Annotated in this window: 23 protein-coding genes; 18 read left to right on the top strand and 5 right to left on the bottom strand. The window is 56.9% G+C overall.

What is annotated here, in order from left to right; translation table 11 throughout:
- Positions 1-47: 47 nt before the first annotated feature.
- The 14 genes from fusA to B9Z37_RS06395 all read left to right on the top strand — a co-directional run bounded on the left by fusA (position 48) and on the right by B9Z37_RS06395 (position 9,589).
- Entirely contained in the window at positions 48-2,150 is a 2,103-nt protein-coding gene (fusA, locus tag B9Z37_RS06460) for an elongation factor G (protein ID WP_108312176.1), read from the top strand.
- 205 nt (positions 2,151-2,355) lie between these two features.
- The gene (gene tuf, locus B9Z37_RS06455; RefSeq protein WP_108312061.1) at positions 2,356-3,546 is read left to right on the top strand and encodes an elongation factor Tu; all 1,191 of its coding nucleotides are present in this window, start codon (positions 2,356-2,358) and stop codon (positions 3,544-3,546) included.
- 75 nt (positions 3,547-3,621) lie between these two features.
- Entirely contained in the window at positions 3,622-3,936 is a 315-nt protein-coding gene (gene rpsJ / locus B9Z37_RS06450) for a 30S ribosomal protein S10 (RefSeq protein WP_019426908.1), read from the top strand.
- Positions 3,937-4,118: 182 nt separating this feature from the next.
- Positions 4,119-4,784 (top strand): 50S ribosomal protein L3, encoded by a 666-nt coding sequence (rplC, locus tag B9Z37_RS06445; protein ID WP_108312175.1) that lies wholly within the window; start codon positions 4,119-4,121, stop codon positions 4,782-4,784.
- A complete protein-coding gene (rplD, locus tag B9Z37_RS06440; protein ID WP_019426906.1) occupies positions 4,784-5,404 on the top strand; it encodes a 50S ribosomal protein L4 in 621 nt (206 codons plus the stop codon). The genes rplC and rplD overlap by 1 nt, the downstream gene beginning before the upstream one ends.
- Positions 5,401-5,715: a 50S ribosomal protein L23 gene (rplW, locus tag B9Z37_RS06435; protein WP_053172819.1), complete on the top strand. Its 315-nt coding sequence runs from the start codon at positions 5,401-5,403 to the stop codon at positions 5,713-5,715. Before rplD ends, rplW begins: the two co-directional genes overlap by 4 nt.
- A 2-nt stretch (positions 5,716-5,717) precedes the next feature.
- The gene (gene rplB / locus B9Z37_RS06430; RefSeq protein WP_019429301.1) at positions 5,718-6,542 is read left to right on the top strand and encodes a 50S ribosomal protein L2; all 825 of its coding nucleotides are present in this window, start codon (positions 5,718-5,720) and stop codon (positions 6,540-6,542) included.
- A 10-nt stretch (positions 6,543-6,552) separates the two neighbouring features.
- The gene (gene rpsS / locus B9Z37_RS06425) at positions 6,553-6,831 is read left to right on the top strand and encodes a 30S ribosomal protein S19 (protein WP_007847809.1); all 279 of its coding nucleotides are present in this window, start codon (positions 6,553-6,555) and stop codon (positions 6,829-6,831) included.
- 9 nt (positions 6,832-6,840) lie between these two features.
- On the top strand, positions 6,841-7,170 hold the full coding sequence (gene rplV, locus B9Z37_RS06420) for a 50S ribosomal protein L22 (protein ID WP_019426902.1): 330 nt from the start codon (positions 6,841-6,843) through the stop codon (positions 7,168-7,170).
- Positions 7,171-7,182: 12 nt separating this feature from the next.
- Positions 7,183-8,061 (top strand): 30S ribosomal protein S3, encoded by an 879-nt coding sequence (rpsC, locus tag B9Z37_RS06415; RefSeq protein ID WP_108285730.1) that lies wholly within the window; start codon positions 7,183-7,185, stop codon positions 8,059-8,061.
- 11 nt (positions 8,062-8,072) lie between these two features.
- Positions 8,073-8,489: a 50S ribosomal protein L16 gene (gene rplP / locus B9Z37_RS06410; protein WP_019426900.1), complete on the top strand. Its 417-nt coding sequence runs from the start codon at positions 8,073-8,075 to the stop codon at positions 8,487-8,489.
- Between the two features lie 17 nt (positions 8,490-8,506).
- Positions 8,507-8,701: a 50S ribosomal protein L29 gene (gene rpmC, locus B9Z37_RS06405; RefSeq protein WP_019429303.1), complete on the top strand. Its 195-nt coding sequence runs from the start codon at positions 8,507-8,509 to the stop codon at positions 8,699-8,701.
- Between the two features lie 9 nt (positions 8,702-8,710).
- Complete coding sequence (gene rpsQ / locus B9Z37_RS06400) at positions 8,711-8,980, top strand: 30S ribosomal protein S17 (protein ID WP_100120205.1); 270 nt, start codon at positions 8,711-8,713, stop codon at positions 8,978-8,980.
- 102 nt (positions 8,981-9,082) lie between these two features.
- Entirely contained in the window at positions 9,083-9,589 is a 507-nt protein-coding gene (locus B9Z37_RS06395; protein WP_108312550.1) for a peroxiredoxin, read from the top strand.
- Between the two features lie 59 nt (positions 9,590-9,648).
- On the opposite strand, the gene B9Z37_RS06390 is transcribed toward B9Z37_RS06395, so the two are convergent.
- Both B9Z37_RS06390 and B9Z37_RS06385 read right to left on the bottom strand, forming a co-directional pair.
- Positions 9,649-10,140: a GNAT family N-acetyltransferase gene (locus B9Z37_RS06390; RefSeq protein WP_108312549.1), complete on the bottom strand. Its 492-nt coding sequence runs from the start codon at positions 10,138-10,140 to the stop codon at positions 9,649-9,651.
- Between the two features lie 73 nt (positions 10,141-10,213).
- A complete protein-coding gene (locus B9Z37_RS06385) occupies positions 10,214-10,876 on the bottom strand; it encodes a cytochrome b/b6 domain-containing protein (RefSeq protein ID WP_240606637.1) in 663 nt (220 codons plus the stop codon).
- 98 nt (positions 10,877-10,974) lie between these two features.
- Here B9Z37_RS06385 and B9Z37_RS06380 point away from each other — a divergent pair, with 98 nt between their 5' ends.
- On the top strand, positions 10,975-11,427 hold the full coding sequence (locus tag B9Z37_RS06380) for a c-type cytochrome (protein ID WP_108312173.1): 453 nt from the start codon (positions 10,975-10,977) through the stop codon (positions 11,425-11,427).
- A 34-nt stretch (positions 11,428-11,461) separates the two neighbouring features.
- Here B9Z37_RS06380 and B9Z37_RS06375 read toward each other — a convergent pair whose 3' ends face one another.
- Positions 11,462-11,983, bottom strand: coding sequence for a TlpA disulfide reductase family protein (locus B9Z37_RS06375; protein ID WP_108312548.1), 522 nt, complete (start codon positions 11,981-11,983; stop codon positions 11,462-11,464).
- Positions 11,984-12,013: 30 nt separating this feature from the next.
- Here B9Z37_RS06375 and B9Z37_RS06370 point away from each other — a divergent pair, with 30 nt between their 5' ends.
- The gene (locus B9Z37_RS06370) at positions 12,014-12,676 is read left to right on the top strand and encodes a DUF4197 domain-containing protein (RefSeq protein WP_108312172.1); all 663 of its coding nucleotides are present in this window, start codon (positions 12,014-12,016) and stop codon (positions 12,674-12,676) included.
- A gap of 6 nt (positions 12,677-12,682) precedes the next feature.
- On the opposite strand, the gene B9Z37_RS06365 is transcribed toward B9Z37_RS06370, so the two are convergent.
- Entirely contained in the window at positions 12,683-13,411 is a 729-nt protein-coding gene (locus B9Z37_RS06365; RefSeq protein ID WP_108312171.1) for an alpha/beta fold hydrolase, read from the bottom strand.
- Complete coding sequence (locus B9Z37_RS06360; RefSeq protein WP_108312170.1) at positions 13,411-14,655, bottom strand: CaiB/BaiF CoA transferase family protein; 1,245 nt, start codon at positions 14,653-14,655, stop codon at positions 13,411-13,413. Before B9Z37_RS06360 ends, B9Z37_RS06365 begins: the two co-directional genes overlap by 1 nt.
- Before the next feature lie 52 nt (positions 14,656-14,707).
- On the opposite strand from B9Z37_RS06360, the gene B9Z37_RS06355 reads away from it, so the two are divergent.
- Together B9Z37_RS06355 and B9Z37_RS06350 are read left to right on the top strand one after the other, a co-directional pair.
- Positions 14,708-15,256, top strand: coding sequence for a hypothetical protein (locus B9Z37_RS06355; RefSeq protein ID WP_108312169.1), 549 nt, complete (start codon positions 14,708-14,710; stop codon positions 15,254-15,256).
- A complete protein-coding gene (locus B9Z37_RS06350; RefSeq protein ID WP_108312168.1) occupies positions 15,253-16,518 on the top strand; it encodes an MFS transporter in 1,266 nt (421 codons plus the stop codon). The genes B9Z37_RS06355 and B9Z37_RS06350 overlap by 4 nt, the downstream gene beginning before the upstream one ends.
- Positions 16,519-16,527 lie beyond the last annotated feature (9 nt).

The raw sequence follows: 16,527 nt of genomic DNA, 5'->3' as shown, positions 1-16,527 counted from the left end.
CCCCAAAAGGGGTGGCGGGCTTTGGTACTTAATCATTGGAGAAATAAATGGCTCGCACTACCCCTATCGAGCGCTATCGCAACATTGGTATTTCGGCTCACATTGACGCCGGCAAAACCACAACGACTGAGCGTATTCTTTTTTATACCGGCGTGAACCACAAGATTGGTGAAGTGCACGACGGCGCTGCCACCATGGACTGGATGGAGCAAGAGCAAGAGCGTGGCATCACGATCACCTCTGCTGCGACCACCTGCTTCTGGAAAGGCATGGACGGCTCTTTCGAAGACCACCGCATCAACATCATCGACACCCCCGGCCACGTGGACTTCACCATTGAAGTTGAGCGTTCCATGCGTGTTCTGGACGGTGCTTGCATGGTTTACTGTGCTGTGGGTGGCGTGCAGCCCCAGTCTGAAACCGTGTGGCGTCAGGCCAACAAGTACAAAGTGCCACGTTTGGCCTTTGTGAACAAGATGGACCGTACCGGTGCCAACTTCTTCAAAGTTGTCGAGCAGATGAAGTTGCGCCTGAAGGCCAACCCCGTGCCAATCGTGATCCCAATCGGCGCTGAAGAAAACTTCACCGGTGTGGTTGATCTGCGCAAGATGAAAGCCATCATCTGGGACGAAGCTTCCCAGGGCATGAAGTTCACTTTCGAAGAAATCCCGGCCGAATTGCTCGAGACCGCTAAAGAGTGGCGCGAGAAGATGGTGGAAGCTGCTGCTGAAGCCTCTGAAGAGCTGATGAACAAGTACCTCGAAGAAGGTGACTTGACCGAAGAAGAAATCACACACGGTCTGCGTGTTCGCACCATTAACAGCGAAATCCAGCCCATGTTGTGCGGTACAGCGTTCAAGAATAAAGGCGTGCAGCGCATGCTGGATGCGGTTCTCGAATTGATGCCTTCGCCATTGGACGTGAAAGCGATCAAGGGTTACGACGAAGAAGAGCAGGAAATCACACGTAAAGCCGACGACGAAGAGAAGTTCTCTGCTTTGGCATTCAAGTTGATGACCGATCCGTTTGTGGGTCAGTTGACTTTCGTTCGCGTGTACTCCGGCGTTCTGAAGAAGGGCGACACCGTTTACAACGCGGTGCGCGGCAAGAAAGAGCGTATCGGTCGTATCGTGCAAATGCACGCCAACAACCGTGAAGAAGTCGACGAAATCCGTGCGGGCGACATCGCTGCTTGCGTGGGCTTGAAAGACGTCACCACCGGCGAAACCTTGTGCGATCCAAACGCCGTGATCACACTCGAGCGCATGGTGTTCCCTGACTCCGTGATCCGCCAAGCTGTTGAGCCTAAGACCAAGGCTGACCAGGAAAAAATGGGCATTGCTTTGTCCCGCCTGGCTGCTGAAGATCCATCTTTCCGCGTGCAAACCGACGAAGAGTCGGGTCAAACCATCATTGGTGGTCAGGGCGAATTGCACCTGGAAATCATCGTGGACCGCATGAAGCGTGAATTCGGTGTGGAAGCCAACGTGGGCAAGCCTCAAGTGGCTTACCGCGAAACCATCCGCAAGACCGTGGACGAAGCCGAAGGCAAGTTCGTGCGTCAGTCCGGTGGTAAGGGTCAGTACGGCCACGTGGTTCTGAAGGTTGAGCCTCAGGAGCCAGGCAAGGGCTTTGAATTCGTTGACGCCATCAAGGGCGGTGTGGTTCCTCGCGAATACATCCCTGCTGTGGAAAAAGGCGTGATCGAAGCTTTGGGTCAAGGCGTTTTGGCCGGCTACCCCGTTGTGGACGTCAAAGTCACGCTGCACTTCGGCTCGTACCACGACGTGGACTCGAACGAAATGGCCTTCAAAATGGCCGCCATCTTTGGTTTCAAAGAAGGTTGCCGCAAAGCCCAGCCCGTGATTCTGGAGCCGATGATGGCTGTGGAAGTCGAGACACCTGAAGACTACGCCGGTAACGTGATGGGCGACTTGTCCTCACGCCGTGGCATGGTTCAGGGCATGGACGACATGGTCGGTGGCGGCAAGGCCATCAAGGCCGAAGTGCCATTGTCCGAAATGTTCGGTTACTCGACCACACTGCGCTCCATGTCGCAAGGCCGTGCAACGTACACGATGGAATTCAAGCACTACGCTGAAGCTCCACGTAACGTGGCCGAAGCCATTGTGGCTTCACGCGCAAAATAAAAGACTGTGTGCCGGACCCAATTCGCTTGCGAATTTGCTCCGGCACCTCTGACTAAAAGCAAGCGAAAAGCAAGCCATAGTCAGATCTGAAAGTTCAGAAACTGTCTGCGATCAAGTGCCACTCTGTGCCCGTGCGGAGTGATCAAGCAACCTGATGCAAACATAAAACCAACACACGGGCATTGCTCTTTTTAAGGATTGAAAAATGGCTAAGGAAAAATTCGAACGGACCAAACCCCACGTGAACGTGGGCACCATCGGTCACGTTGACCACGGCAAAACCACACTGACTGCTGCCATCACCACTGTGTTGGCTGCCAAGTTCGGCGGTGCTGCCAAAGCGTACGACCAGATCGACGCGGCCCCCGAAGAGAAGGCTCGTGGTATCACGATCAACACCGCTCACGTTGAGTACGAAACAGAAAACCGTCACTACGCTCACGTGGACTGCCCCGGCCACGCTGACTATGTGAAGAACATGATCACCGGTGCTGCCCAGATGGACGGCGCTATTTTGGTTTGCTCCGCTGCTGACGGCCCTATGCCTCAGACCCGCGAGCACATCTTGTTGGCTCGCCAAGTGGGCGTGCCTTACATCATCGTGTTCCTGAACAAGTGCGACATGGTCGACGACGCTGAGTTGTTGGAGCTGGTCGAGATGGAAGTGCGCGAATTGTTGTCCAAGTATGACTTCCCAGGCGACGACACCCCCATCATCCAGGGTTCCGCCAAGTTGGCTTTGGAAGGCGACAAGGGTCCTTTGGGCGAGCAAGCCATTTTCAAGTTGGCTGAAGCTCTGGACACTTACATCCCTACGCCTGACCGCGCAGTGGACGGTGCTTTCCTGATGCCTGTGGAAGACGTGTTCTCCATCTCTGGCCGCGGCACTGTGGTGACTGGCCGTATCGAGCGCGGTATCGTCAAAGTCGGCGAAGAAATCGAAATCGTGGGTATCAAAGACACTGTCAAGACCACTTGCACAGGCGTTGAGATGTTCCGCAAGCTGCTGGACCAAGGTCAAGCTGGCGACAACGTCGGTATCTTGTTGCGCGGCACCAAGCGCGAAGACGTCGAGCGCGGCCAAGTGCTGTGCAAGCCGGGCTCGATCAAGCCGCACACCCACTTCACGGGCGAGATCTATGTCTTGTCCAAAGACGAAGGTGGCCGTCACACGCCTTTCTTCAACAACTACCGTCCTCAGTTCTACTTCCGTACGACTGACGTGACTGGCGCGATCGAATTGCCAGAAGGCAAAGAGATGGTGATGCCTGGTGACAACGTGTCGATCACTGTGAAGTTGATCAACCCCATCGCGATGGAAGAAGGCTTGCGCTTTGCTATCCGCGAAGGTGGCCGCACGGTTGGCGCTGGCGTGGTTGCTAAGATCATCGCTTAATTCTTTTGTGGATCAGTGGCGCAAAGGCTCTGCCTTTGCGCTGCAGCAAGCAAACACTCACCACAAGGAATTGACATGTCATCCAAGCAAAAAATCCGCATTCGCCTGAAAGCGTTTGACTACAAACTGATCGACCAGTCCGCTGCCGAGATCGTTGACACTGCCAAGCGCACTGGCGCGATTGTCAAGGGCCCAGTGCCTTTGCCAACACGCATGAAGCGTTTTGACATCCTGCGTTCGCCGCACGTCAACAAGACCAGCCGTGACCAGTTGGAAATCCGCACGCACCAGCGTTTGATGGACATCGTGGACCCTACAGACAAAACTGTCGACGCCCTGATGAAACTCGATCTGCCCGCTGGTGTGGACGTCGAAATCAAGCTGCAGTAATGCGGTTCGGGGCGGCTGAAAGGCCGTCCAAAAACTTGAAATGAGGCCTGATTTGCCAGAAATGGCGAGTCGGGCTATAATTTCAGGCTCACCTCTTTTGGGGTGAGATTTATTAACAGTCTTTCACATACCAAACGTGGCTGCCAATTGAAGTGGCTGCGGTGGAAGTTTTGGAGAAAACAATGAGTCTGAGCAACTCCCTCGGGTTGCTGGGTCGCAAGGTGGGCATGATGCGTCTGTTCACTGATGATGGGGATTCCGTTCCTGTCACAGTGTTGGATGTGTCTAACAACCGCGTATCCCAGGTCAAAACCCAAGAGAACGATGGCTATGTCGCTTTGCAAGTGACATTTGGTGCCCGCAAGGCATCTCGCGTGACCAAGCCCATCGCTGGTCACTTGGCCAAAGCCGGTGTTGAAGCCGGTGAAATCATTCAAGAATTCCGCGTGACATCTGACACGGCAGCCCAGTACGCCGCAGGCGCCACTGTGCCCGTGGCAGCCGTTTTTGCTGTGGGCCAGAAAGTGGACGTGCAAGGCACTTCCATTGGTAAGGGCTTTACCGGCACGATCAAGCGTCACAACTTCAAATCGCAGCGCGCATCGCACGGTAACAGCCGTTCGCACAACGTGCCCGGTTCGATTTCGATGGCCCAAGATCCAGGCCGCGTGTTCCCAGGCAAGAAAATGTCGGGTCACCGCGGTGATGTGACTTGCACCACTCAGAACTTGGCCGTCATCCGCGTTGACGAAGCCCGTGGCCTGTTGATGGTCAAGGGTGCCATTCCTGGTTCCAAGGGTGGTTTCGTGACCGTGCGTCCCGCCATCAAAGCTAAAGGAGCGAACTGATGCAGCTCGAACTCCTGAACGACCAAGGCCAAGCCGCTTCCAAAGTGGACGCGCCTGAAACCGTGTTCGGTCGTGAATACAACGAAGCCCTGATCCACCAAATCGTGGTGGCTTATCAGGCCAACGCCCGTCAAGGCACCCGCGCCCAAAAGGACCGTGAACAAGTTCACCACTCCACCAAGAAGCCTTTCAAACAAAAAGGCACTGGTCGCGCTCGTGCTGGTATGACTTCCTCGCCTTTGTGGCGTGGCGGTGGTCGGATTTTCCCGAACATGCCTGACGAAAACTTCACACAGAAGATCAACAAGAAGATGTACCGCGCTGGTATGGCTTCGATCTTCTCGCAGCTGGCCCGCGAAGGCCGTCTGGCTGTGGTGGATTCCTTCAAAGTCGAAACGCCCAAAACAAAGCAGCTCGCTGCCAAGTTCAAGGCCATGAGTCTCGACAACGTGCTGGTGATCGCTGACGAAGTCGACGAAAACCTGTACTTGGCATCGCGCAACCTGATCAACATCCTGATTGTTGAGCCACGTTACGCCGATCCCGTGTCTTTGGTGAACTTCAAGAAAGTCCTCGTGACCAAAGGTGCCATGGACAAACTCAAGGAGATGTTTGCATGAGCGCCGTGAAGTTTGACGAAGGTCGTCTGATGTCCGTGCTGGTTGCGCCCATCGTGTCCGAAAAGGCCACCATGGTTGCAGAGAAATCCAACGCTGTGACATTCAAAGTGCTGCAGGACGCTACCAAGCCTGAAATCAAAGCCGCTGTGGAATTGATGTTCAAGGTTGAGGTCAAAGGCGTGTCTGTGGTGAATACCAAGGGCAAGACCAAGCGTTTTGGCAAGACCATTGGCCGTCGCGACAACGTTCGCAAGGCTTATGTCACGCTGCAACCAGGTCAAGAGCTGAACCTGTCCGGGGAGGCTGCGTAATCATGGCTGTCATCAAGATCAAACCGACATCCCCAGGCCGTCGTGGCGTGGTGAAGGTCACACGTGACCACCTGCACAAAGGTGAAGGCTACGCTCCGTTGCTGGAACCCCAGCACCAGAAGTCGGGCCGTAACAACAACGGTCACATCACAACTCGCCACAAAGGCGGTGGTCACAAGCACCACTACCGCGTGGTCGATTTCAAGCGCAACAAAGATGCGATCCCGGCGAAAGTCGAGCGCATTGAGTACGATCCAAACCGTACTGCGCACATTGCTTTGCTGTGCTACGCCGATGGCGAGCGCCGTTACATCATTGCCCCCCGCGGCATTGAAGCCGGTGCAACCCTGTTGTCGGGTCCAGAGGCGCCTATCCGCGCTGGCAACACATTGCCCATCCGCAACATCCCAGTGGGTTCGACCATCCATTGCATCGAGCTCAAGCCCGGTGCCGGTGCTCAGATCGCCCGTTCAGCTGGTGCTTCGGCAACGCTGTTGGCTCGTGAAGGCATCTACGCTCAAGTGCGTATGCGCTCCGGTGAAGTTCGCAAGATCCACATCGAGTGCCGCGCAACGATTGGTGAAGTCGCCAACGAAGAACACAGCCTGCGCCAATTGGGCAAGGCCGGTGTGAAGCGCTGGATGGGTATCCGCCCAACGGTTCGTGGCGTGGCCATGAACCCTGTGGATCACCCGCACGGTGGTGGCGAAGGCCGTACCGGCGAAGGCCGTCATGCAGTAGACCCGTGGGGCAACCTCACCAAGGGCTACCGTACCCGTAACAACAAGCGCACACAGGTCATGATCGTGTCGCGTCGCAAGAAGTAAGGGTTAGACAATGACACGCTCTCTCAAAAAGGGTCCATTCGTTGACCACCATTTGCTGGCCAAGGTTGAAAAAGCCGTTGCCACCAAAGATAAAAAGCCCGTCAAGACATGGTCGCGTCGCTCCATGGTTTTGCCCGATTTCATCGGTCTGACCATCGCCGTTCACAACGGCAAGCAACACGTTCCTGTTTATGTGACCGACCAGATGGTTGGCCACAAATTGGGCGAATTCGCATTGACCCGGACATTCAAGGGTCACCCTGCGGACAAAAAAGTCCAGAAGAAATAAGGAAAGACCATGGAAACACGTGCAGTCCTCCGGGGCGTCCGTTTGTCGGTCGATAAAGGCCGCTTGGTCGCCGATTTGATTCGCGGTAAAAAAGTGGATCAAGCTCTGAACATCTTGACATTCACGCAGAAAAAAGCTGCTGGCATCGTCAAGAAGGTTCTCGAGTCCGCTATCGCCAACGCTGAACACAATGATGGCGCTGACATCGACGAGTTGAAGGTGAAAACCATCTACGTCGAGCAAGGCACCACGCTCAAGCGTTTCACTGCCCGCGCCAAAGGCCGTGGCAACCGTATCAGCAAGCCCACATGCCATGTGTATGTGACGGTCGGCAATTAATCAGGAAGAACTATGGGACAGAAAATCCATCCTACCGGTTTCCGCCTGGCCGTGAGCCGTAACTGGGCAAGCCGCTGGTATGCGAACAACCGTGACTTCGCCGGCATGCTGGCCGAAGACATCAAGGTGCGTGAGTACCTCAAGGCAAAGCTCAAGAACGCCGCGGTTTCTCGCGTGCTGATCGAGCGTCCAGCCAAGAGCGCCCGCATCACCATCTTCTCGGCTCGTCCAGGTGTGGTGATCGGTAAAAAAGGCGAAGACATCGAGTTGCTCAAAAAAGAACTCGCTGCTCGCTTGGGCGTGCCCGTTGCGGTCAACATCGAAGAAGTGCGCAAGCCTGAAATCGATGCCCAACTGATCGCTGACAGCATCACCCAGCAGCTCGAAAAGCGGATCATGTTCCGCCGCGCCATGAAACGCGCCATGCAAAACGCCATGCGTCTGGGTGCCCAAGGCATCAAGATCATGTCGGCTGGCCGTCTGAACGGTATCGAAATTGCGCGTACCGAGTGGTACCGCGAAGGCCGTGTGCCATTGCACACCCTGCGCGCTGACATCGACTACGCCACTTCCGAAGCCAAGACCACCTACGGCATCATCGGTGTCAAGGTCTGGGTCTACAAAGGTGACACCTTGGGTCGCAACGATGCTCCTGCGCTGGCTGAGCCGCGTGCAGAAGAAGAGCGCCGCCCACGTGGTCCTCGCCGTGACGCCCGTCCTGGTGATCGCCCAACAGGTGATCGTCGTGGTGGCCCACGTCGCCCCGCTGGCACCAACACAGCCCCCACTGACGGTAGCGACAAGCCCGCCGGTGCAGGCGGTGATGCCAAACCCGCCGTTAAGCGCGTACGCACAGTCGCCGCGCCAGCTGCAGCAGCTGACGGTCAATAAGGAGTAACAACATGCTGCAACCTGCTCGCAGAAAGTTCCGCAAGGAACAGAAAGGCCGCAACACCGGCGTCGCTACCCGTGGTAACACGGTGGCGTTCGGTGACTTCGGCCTGAAGTCCACAGATCGCGGTCGTTTGACGGCCCGCCAGATCGAAGCCGCACGCCGTGCGATTTCCCGTCACGTCAAACGTGGTGGTCGCATCTGGATTCGTGTGTTCCCTGACAAGCCGATTTCCACCAAGCCTGCTGAAGTGCGTATGGGTAACGGTAAAGGTAACCCCGAGTACTACGTGGCCGAGATCCAACCCGGTAAGGTGCTCTACGAAATCGTAGGCGTGCCCGAAGAGTTGGCCCGCGAAGCCTTCAAATTGGCCGCTGCCAAGTTGCCCCTGCGTACCACTTTTGTGGCACGCATGATCGGCCAGTAATTCAGGAGAAACAAGAAATGAAAGCTGCTGAACTGCGCCAAAAAGACGTTGCTGGTGTGAAAGACGAGATCAAGGCGCTGCAAAAAGCCCACTTTGGTCTGCGTATGCAAAAAGCCACGCAACAACTCGGCAACACCGGAACGTTGAGCGAAACCCGTCGTTCCATCGCTCGTGCCAAAACCATCCTTGCCCAAAAGCAAGCCGCCAAGTAAGGAGTGACCATGACGGAAGCTAAAACATCCCTCAAGCGCACCTTGATTGGCAAGGTGGTCAGCGACAAGCGCGCCAAAACCGTGACCGTGCTGGTCGAGCGTCGTGTGAAACACGCGCTCTACGGCAAGATCGTGGCCAAGTCGAGCAAGTACCACGCGCACGACGAAACAGGTCAATACCACCTGGGCGATACCATCGAAATCACGGAAAGCCGTCCGATTTCGAAGACCAAAAACTGGGTGGCTACTCGCCTGGTTCAGAAAGCTGCAGCCGTCTAAGCCCAAAAGCCTGACTTCTGCACACTTTCAAAAAACGACCCACAATGATGGGTCGTTTTTTTTTACCTCGGCGTTTAGCCACACCAATAAATGGAGCACAACATGATCAAAGTCGGAGACACCCTGCCAGCTGCCACCCTGATGGAATTCGTCGAAGTAGAAGGAAACGGCTGCAGCATCGGACCCAACCCTGTCGACGTCGCCAAAGCAGCGGCCGGTAAAACCATCGCCCTGTTTGCCTTGCCTGGTGCCTTCACACCCACCTGCTCGGCCAAACACGTGCCCGGTTATGTGGAGAATTTCGATGCCTTCAAAGCTGCAGGGGTGGATGAAATCTGGTGCGTGAGCGTGAACGACGCATTTGTCATGGGCGCATGGGCCCGTGACCAGAAAACGGGCACCAAGGTGCGCATGCTGGGTGATGGCAGTGCGGATTTCAGCAAAGCCACGGGCTTGACGCTCGATCTGACCAGCCGCGGCATGGGCGTGCGCAGTAACCGGTATTCCATGTTGGTGAAAGATGGCAAAGTGGCCACCTTGAATGTGGAAGGCCCAGGAAAATTCGAAGTCAGCGATGCGGCCACTCTGTTGGCCCAAGCCAAAGGCTGAAAATGCCCGGACCACAAAAAAGGGACCACGGTCCCTTTTTTTGTTGCCAATTTGCTGGCTTAATCAATGTCCACTTTGAGGTAATGCGCACCCGCATGAGGGTTGTGATAGTACGGTGGAATTTCTTCAAACCCGAGGTCTTCATACAACGCCCTCGCGGACTCCATGTCGTCCAGGGTGTCCAGCAACACGCAGCTGTAAGCCGCTTTGCGAGCGGCATCGAGAATGCCTTCTGTCAATTGCCTGCCAAGCCCCAGGCCGCGAAAAGCTTGACGCACATACAAGCGCTTCATTTCTGCCGCATTGGTGTAGTCTGAGGCATCCAGCGGTCTCAATGCGCAGCAACCGGCAACAGCGCCATTGACCCAAGCCAGCAGCAGCGTGCCGCGAGGTTCTGCGTAATCGCCAGGCAAACCTGCCAGTTCATCTTGAAAGCCCTGAAAGCAGAGATCGACTTTGAGACTGGATGCGTATTCCTGGAAGATGGAGCGGGTTTCTATCCAGTCATCATCACTGACCGGGTGCAGCAGTTGAACAGATGGCTTGTGCAAGGTGGACATCGGAAATACAAATCGGAACAACAGTGTAGCGGCTGTTCAAACCTGTCCAGCGGTTTGAACTTTCTCAGTTACCCAAGGACACCAGCAACGCCACGACCAGTCCTGCCAGAGTCAACAGAAGCAAAGCCAGGCCGCGGCTGATGAGGTTGTCGCGAGAAGCGGGGAGTGGCGCTGTCAAAACCTTGTCGCCATGCCACATCGCGGGCACGAGCGAAGAGTTTTTTTGCCAACGGTACCAAGCCAGAGCCAGCAGATGGATCGCCACCAACGCGATCAGGATGAGCTTGCCCCAGCTTTTGTGCCAACTGGTGGCCCAGCTGACCACTGCACCCGATGCCCAGGAAGACAAGGGCCCCATGGTGGCGATCTCATCGTCACTGACCAAGCCCGTAGCCACTTGAAGCCCCAGAAAAAAGAGCAAGGCCACGACCGACCAAGAACCCAGCGGGTTGTGGCCAACGAGATGTGCGGGTGTAGCGCGGCCTTGGACGTAAGCCCAGACGCTAGAGGGCTTGAGTGGCAGTTGAGCCCAACGTGACCAATGGCCGCCCCAAAAACCCCAAGCGAGTCGAAACAGCAAAAGTGCCAAGACGCTGTATCCAAGACGGAAATGCCAGGCCATGGCCTCTCCGCCAACTTGACCCGTGATGACCAGACCGACCACGGAGGCCGCCAAGGCCCAATGAAAGAGGCGGGTGGGCAAATCCCAGATGCGAACGGTGAGCATAGGCACTTTCATGGATGCGGTTGAAACAAAAATATGCGAGACTGAAACAGTGTAAAAGCAGTCGGCTTTTACCGGTGTTCAAAACGATCGGAGTCCACATGAAAATGATTTTGAGCCTGCTCAGCGCAGCCATGGCCGTCACGCTTGCATTGCCAGCGCAGGCCCAGTTTGCCAAACCTGAAGACGCCATCAAATACCGCAAGAACAGTTTGTTTGTGATGCAACAACACTGGGCGCGTGTTGGGGCAATGGCAACAGGAAAAATACCATTTGACGCCAAACAAGCGCAAGACAATATGGAGGTCGTCAGCACACTGGCCAAATTACCGTGGGCAGCGTTTGGTGAAGGTACTGATAAGGGTGATACGCGCGCCAAGCCAGAAATCTGGAAAGAATCAGTCAAATTCAAGGAGGCCGCAGACAAGTTTCAGATCGAGGTTGCAAAAGTCAATGCCGCCGCCAAAACCGGCAACTTGGACAATCTCAAGACAGCATTTGGCTCAGCTGGATCAAGTTGCAAAGCTTGTCACGACAGTTTCCGTAAAGATTGATTTGGCGTTATCTTGAGTGGCGCGATGGCGCAACTCAAGACTCGGCGAGTAATTTTTCGATCAGTTGGTGCAGCTCCGCAAAATTGGGCGCACCCACATACCGCTTGACGATCTCGCCGCGCTTGTTCAGCAAAAAGGTGGTGGGTGTGAGCTGCACCCCGCCCCACGCGCGTGCGACGGCCCCGGTGTTGTCGATTGCCACCTTGAAGGGCAGTTGACGGCTTTGCGCAAAATTGACCACGTAACTGGGTGGGTCGTAGCTCATGGCCACGGCCATGGTTTGATAGCCCCGGTCTTTGTATTTGTTGTACGTGGTGACAATTTCGGGCATTTCGGCCACACAGGTGGTGCAGCTGGTGGCCCAGAAGTTCACCAAAGATACTTTTCCTTGCAATTGCGTGGAGGTCATGGTGGAGCCATCCAGCAAAACAAAGGAAGATTCGGGGGCGCGCTCGGCAGAACAGCCTGCGAGGGCTAAAAACAGCCCGAGTGCGCAGACCCCATTCAATACAAGATGGCCAACAGGCCGCAGATTCCAGGGAGTTTTCAAATGCATCTTCATCGTCGAAAGTTTAATACGTTCGTGATGTCCGCGGGTTGTTTGGTGATTGCGCCAGTGCACGCCATCGAATGGGCCGATCTGACTTCAGGGGATGCGTCCAAAGGGCTCAAGCTTGCCCTGGAAAAAGGCAGCGAGATCGCAGTGCAGTTGCTTGGTGCACAAGACGGCTTTTGGGGCAATGACAAGGTTCGCATTGGTCTGCCCGATGCGGTCAGCAAAAGTGCCAAGCTGCTCAAGACGCTGGGTCTTGGCAAGCAACTGGATGAATTGAATTTGCAGATGAACCGTGCGGCGGAAGCGGCCGTGCCCTTGTCCAAAAAGCTGCTGACGCAGTCCATTCAGAACATGTCGGTGCAGGACGCCAAGGTCATCTTGCAAGGAGGCGAGAATTCGGTCACGCAATTTTTCGCCAGCAAGACACGCACGCCTTTGGCGGTCGAGTTCATGCCATCGGTCAGGCAATCGCTGGAGAAGCTGGGTGTGGTGGATCAGTTCAACGCTGTTGCGGTCAAGTTGTCGGGCATGGGCTTGCTGGACAAGGACAAAGCCAAACTGGAGTCGTATGTGACGTCCAAAACGCTGGACGGGCTGTATTTCATGATCGGCGAAGAGGAAAAGAAAATTCGCCAAAACCCTGCGCAAGCGGGCAGTGCCTTGTTGAGCAAAGTGTTCGGGGCCCTGCGCTAAGCCACGTCAATCGAGGTTCAGCAGCAAGGTCAGCAGGCCGTGGGGGTCGCTGACCATCGGGTCATGACCGGTTTTCATCTCCATCACTTTCGAGCCGGGCAACCACGCCCCATCCCAAAATTTCGGATCCACCATGCGCAGGCGGCTGCTTTCGATGGTGCCCAGCGCAGGCTCGGTGCAGTTGATGAACGTGCGCGGCACACTGGCCACCCGTTGAGGGTCAAAGTCGAGCACGTGGGTGTAGGGGCCACCCGGGTGAGGGGTCTGGCGTCGCGCCACCCAGGCGTGGTCAGCATCGCTCAAACCAAAGACAGAAGGGTCGGGGGCGGGGAAGGCGTGCAGCGGATCGGCTTGAGCCGCGGCGATGCGTGCGTTGCGGGTCGCGCTGGCGTGGGTGCTGCTCCAGCTCTCGCCGGGTTTAGGCAGCACGGCATCCAGATACACCAAATGGCGCAGTCGCTCAGGCCTTCGATCGGCAATGGCGGTGCCCAGCATGCCGGCATACGAGTGCACCACCAGCAACACGTCATCCATTTCTTCGGCATCCATGGCCGCCATCACATCCCGGATGTGGGTTTCCAGATCAATGTCAGGTGTCAGCAAATGGGCGCGTTCACCCACACCCGTGAGCGTGACTGCATGGGCCCTGTGTCCCGCCTGGATCAGGCCCGGCAAAACACGCTGCCAACACCAGGCGCCGTGCCAAGCGCCATGCACCAATAAATAGTTCGACATCAAATCACCCCTTTGCCGCGCAAGGGGCCTTGTTGCTCAGCGGTCCATCCCAATACCTCGGTCAAGACTTCGGCGGTGTGTTGTCCCAGCATGGGCGGTGGCAAATCCTGGCGAACGGGGGTTCGGCTCATCTTGATGGGGCTGGCCACCAGCTTCAGACCGGGCTGTATCGGGTGAGCCCAGGTCTTCACCATGCCGCGCTCTTGCACTTGGGGATCGACGAAGACCTCGCCCAATGTATTGATGGCGCCACATGGCACTTTGGCCGCTTCCAAAGCACCCAGCCAGTCGGCCTTGGTCCGGGTTCTCATGATCGTTTCAAGCTGGGGCACCAGTTCGGCGCGGTGGCGTACCCGGTCGGCGTTCAGTGCATAGCGCGCGTCTTTGGCCAATTCAGGGTGCCCAGCCACGGCACAAAACTTGGCAAATTGCCCATCGTTGCCAACCGCCAAAATCAGGTGGTCCCGCGTGCCCGGCGCCGCGCCATCGGGTGCCATGACCTCAAACACCTGGTAGGGCACGATGTTCTGATGCGCATTGCCCGCCCGGCCCGGCACTTTGCCGCTGACCAGGTAGTTGGAGCCCAAGTTGGCCAGCATGGCCACTTGCGTGTCCAGCAAAGCCATGTCCACTTGCTGGCCTTCGCCAGTGCGTTCAGCATGGCGCAGTGCCGCCAAAATGGCCACGGTGGCGTACATGCCGGTGAACAAGTCGGCCACGGCCACGCCCACCTTTTGGGGGCCTCCGCCCAAGTCATCCCGTTCGCCGGTCACGCTCATCAGCCCGCCGATGCCCTGCACCGCGTAGTCGTAACCCGCACGTTCGCGGTAAGGGCCAGTCTGGCCAAACCCCGTCACGCTGCAATAGACCAACCGAGGGTTGATGGCGCTCAAGCTGGCGTAGTCCAGGCCGTAGCGGGCCATGTCGCCCACCTTGAAGTTTTCAACGAACACATGGCAATGCTTGACCAACTCGCGGATCAACGCCTGACCTGCAGGCTGGGCGATGTCGCAGGTCACGGACCGCTTGTTGCGGTTGGCACCCAGGTAATAGGCGGCTTCGGCCGTGTCCTTGCCTTGGGCATCTTTCAAAAAAGGCGGCCCCCAGGTGCGGGTGTCGTCGCCCGTGCCGGGGCGTTCGATTTTGATGACATCGGCCCCCAGGTCGGCCAATGTCTGGGTACACCATGGGCCCGCCAGAACGCGGGAGAGGTCGAGAACGCGGATGCCATCGAGTGAATTCATGGCCTCATTGTCGCCAAAACCAGACGCCGCCGCTGATCAGGATAATCACCCCATGCGAACTTATTATCCGGCCGTCATGGCCAGTCTGACCCTTGGCCTGGTCTTGAGCGCGTGCAGCCCCAGCCAGAACTGGCGCGAAGTCACGTTGGAAGGCACTTCTCTCAAAGCCCAATTGCCGTGCAAGCCCGACCGCACCACGCGCTCCGTCCCCTTGGGTGGGGTGCCTGTGGACCTGCAGGTCGTCGGTTGTGAAAGTGGCAGTGCCATCGTGGCCGTGATGACAGCGCCTTTACAAGCCGGGGCCGATGCGAATGCCTTGCTTGCGGGTTGGCAAAAAGCCACCTTGGACAACGCGCGCATCTCCCGGCCATTGGTGGCAGAACAGCAGCAGAGCTGGCACCGTCCCGGGCAACTGCCCCTGGCCTCTTCCATCCGGATTCACGCCAAGGGCCTGCGACCCGATGGTGAGGCCGTGATGATGGATGCCGTCTGGGGCGCTGTCGCCGACGGCGACCGTGTGCGGCTGATCCATGCGGTCGTGTATGACCGTCAAATACCGCCAGAGATGGCCAACACCTTGTTTGAGGGGCTCAAGCCATGACCGCCGTGACCCGGGGACACCCCGAACATTTGCCTCGCCGCATGGCCATTGGGGTGTTTCTGGCCTTTGCGCTGGCTTACTTTTTTTCGGCCTTGGTGCGTGCCATCACCGCCACTTTGTCGCCCACACTCACCAGTGAGTTTGCGCTGAATGCGCAAGACCTGGGTTTGCTGGCAGGCGGGTACTTTTTAGGCTTTTCGCTGACCCAATTGCCCCTGGGGCGTTTGCTGGACAAGCATGGCCCCAAAAAAGTCGTTCTGGCTTTTTTGTCGTTTGCTGTTTTGGGGTGCCTGGCGTTTTCGTGGGCAGACAGCTTTCAGGGCTTGCTGGCCGCCCGCGTGCTCTGTGGCATGGGGGTCAGCGCTTGTCTGATGGCACCGTTGACAGGCTATCGGCGCTGGTTTGACGACAGCACCCAATTGCGCACCAACTCGTGGATGCTGATGACCGGTTCTCTGGGCATGCTGGCAGCGACGTTGCCCGTGCAATGGCTCATGCCCATTTGGGGTTGGCGCGCCCTGTTTGTCATGCTGGGGGTGATGATCGCTCTGGCCATGGTGCTGATCGCGCTGGTGGTGCCGCAATGGCAAAAAGCAGTGATGGCGGCCGGTGGGGCGCAGATGCCTCCAAGCGATGACGATGGCAGCTACCGTCAGATTTGGCGCAGTCGCTATTTTTGGCGAATGACACCCATCGGTTTCTTCAGTTATGGCGGCATGGTTGCCATCCAAACCCTTTGGGCGGGCCCTTGGATGACGCAGGTGGCCGGGTGGACGGCGGGAGAGGCCGCCACAGGTTTGTTTTTCATCAACCTCAGCATGCTGGTGTCTTTTTGGGTGTGGGGCTTGGTCACGCCGCGTTTGGCACGCCGGGGTATTCCGGTTGAGCGCTTGATCGCTTGGGGTTTGCCGCTGACCTTTGTGGTGCTGGCCGCACTGGTGGGGCTGGGTGCTTCCATTGGTGGTTTTGCGGCTGCGGGCCTGTCGTTGTACTGCGTGTGCAGCACTTTCGTGGCCCTGGCGCAACCGGCTGTGGGCATGGCTTTTCCGGCACATTTGGCTGGACGTGCTCTGTCGGCTTACAACCTGGTCATTTTTGCGGGCATCTTTGTGGTGCAGTGGGGCATTGGTCTGGCGGTCGATGCGGGGCGCGCCCTGGGGTTGGCCCATGTCATGACCTACCAGGTGGCTCTGGCGGGTTTTGCCGTTTGTTCATGCCTGTCGTGGGTGTATTTCCTGCTGAGCAAGCCGGATCAGACCTGATAATGAGGC

Origin of the sequence: Limnohabitans parvus II-B4 (genome assembly GCF_003063455.1) — a bacterium.
Lineage (GTDB): Bacteria > Pseudomonadota > Gammaproteobacteria > Burkholderiales > Burkholderiaceae_C > Limnohabitans_A > Limnohabitans_A parvus.
The sequence above is the reverse complement of the archived record's forward strand: the minus strand, read 5'-3'. Positions and strand labels throughout refer to the sequence as shown.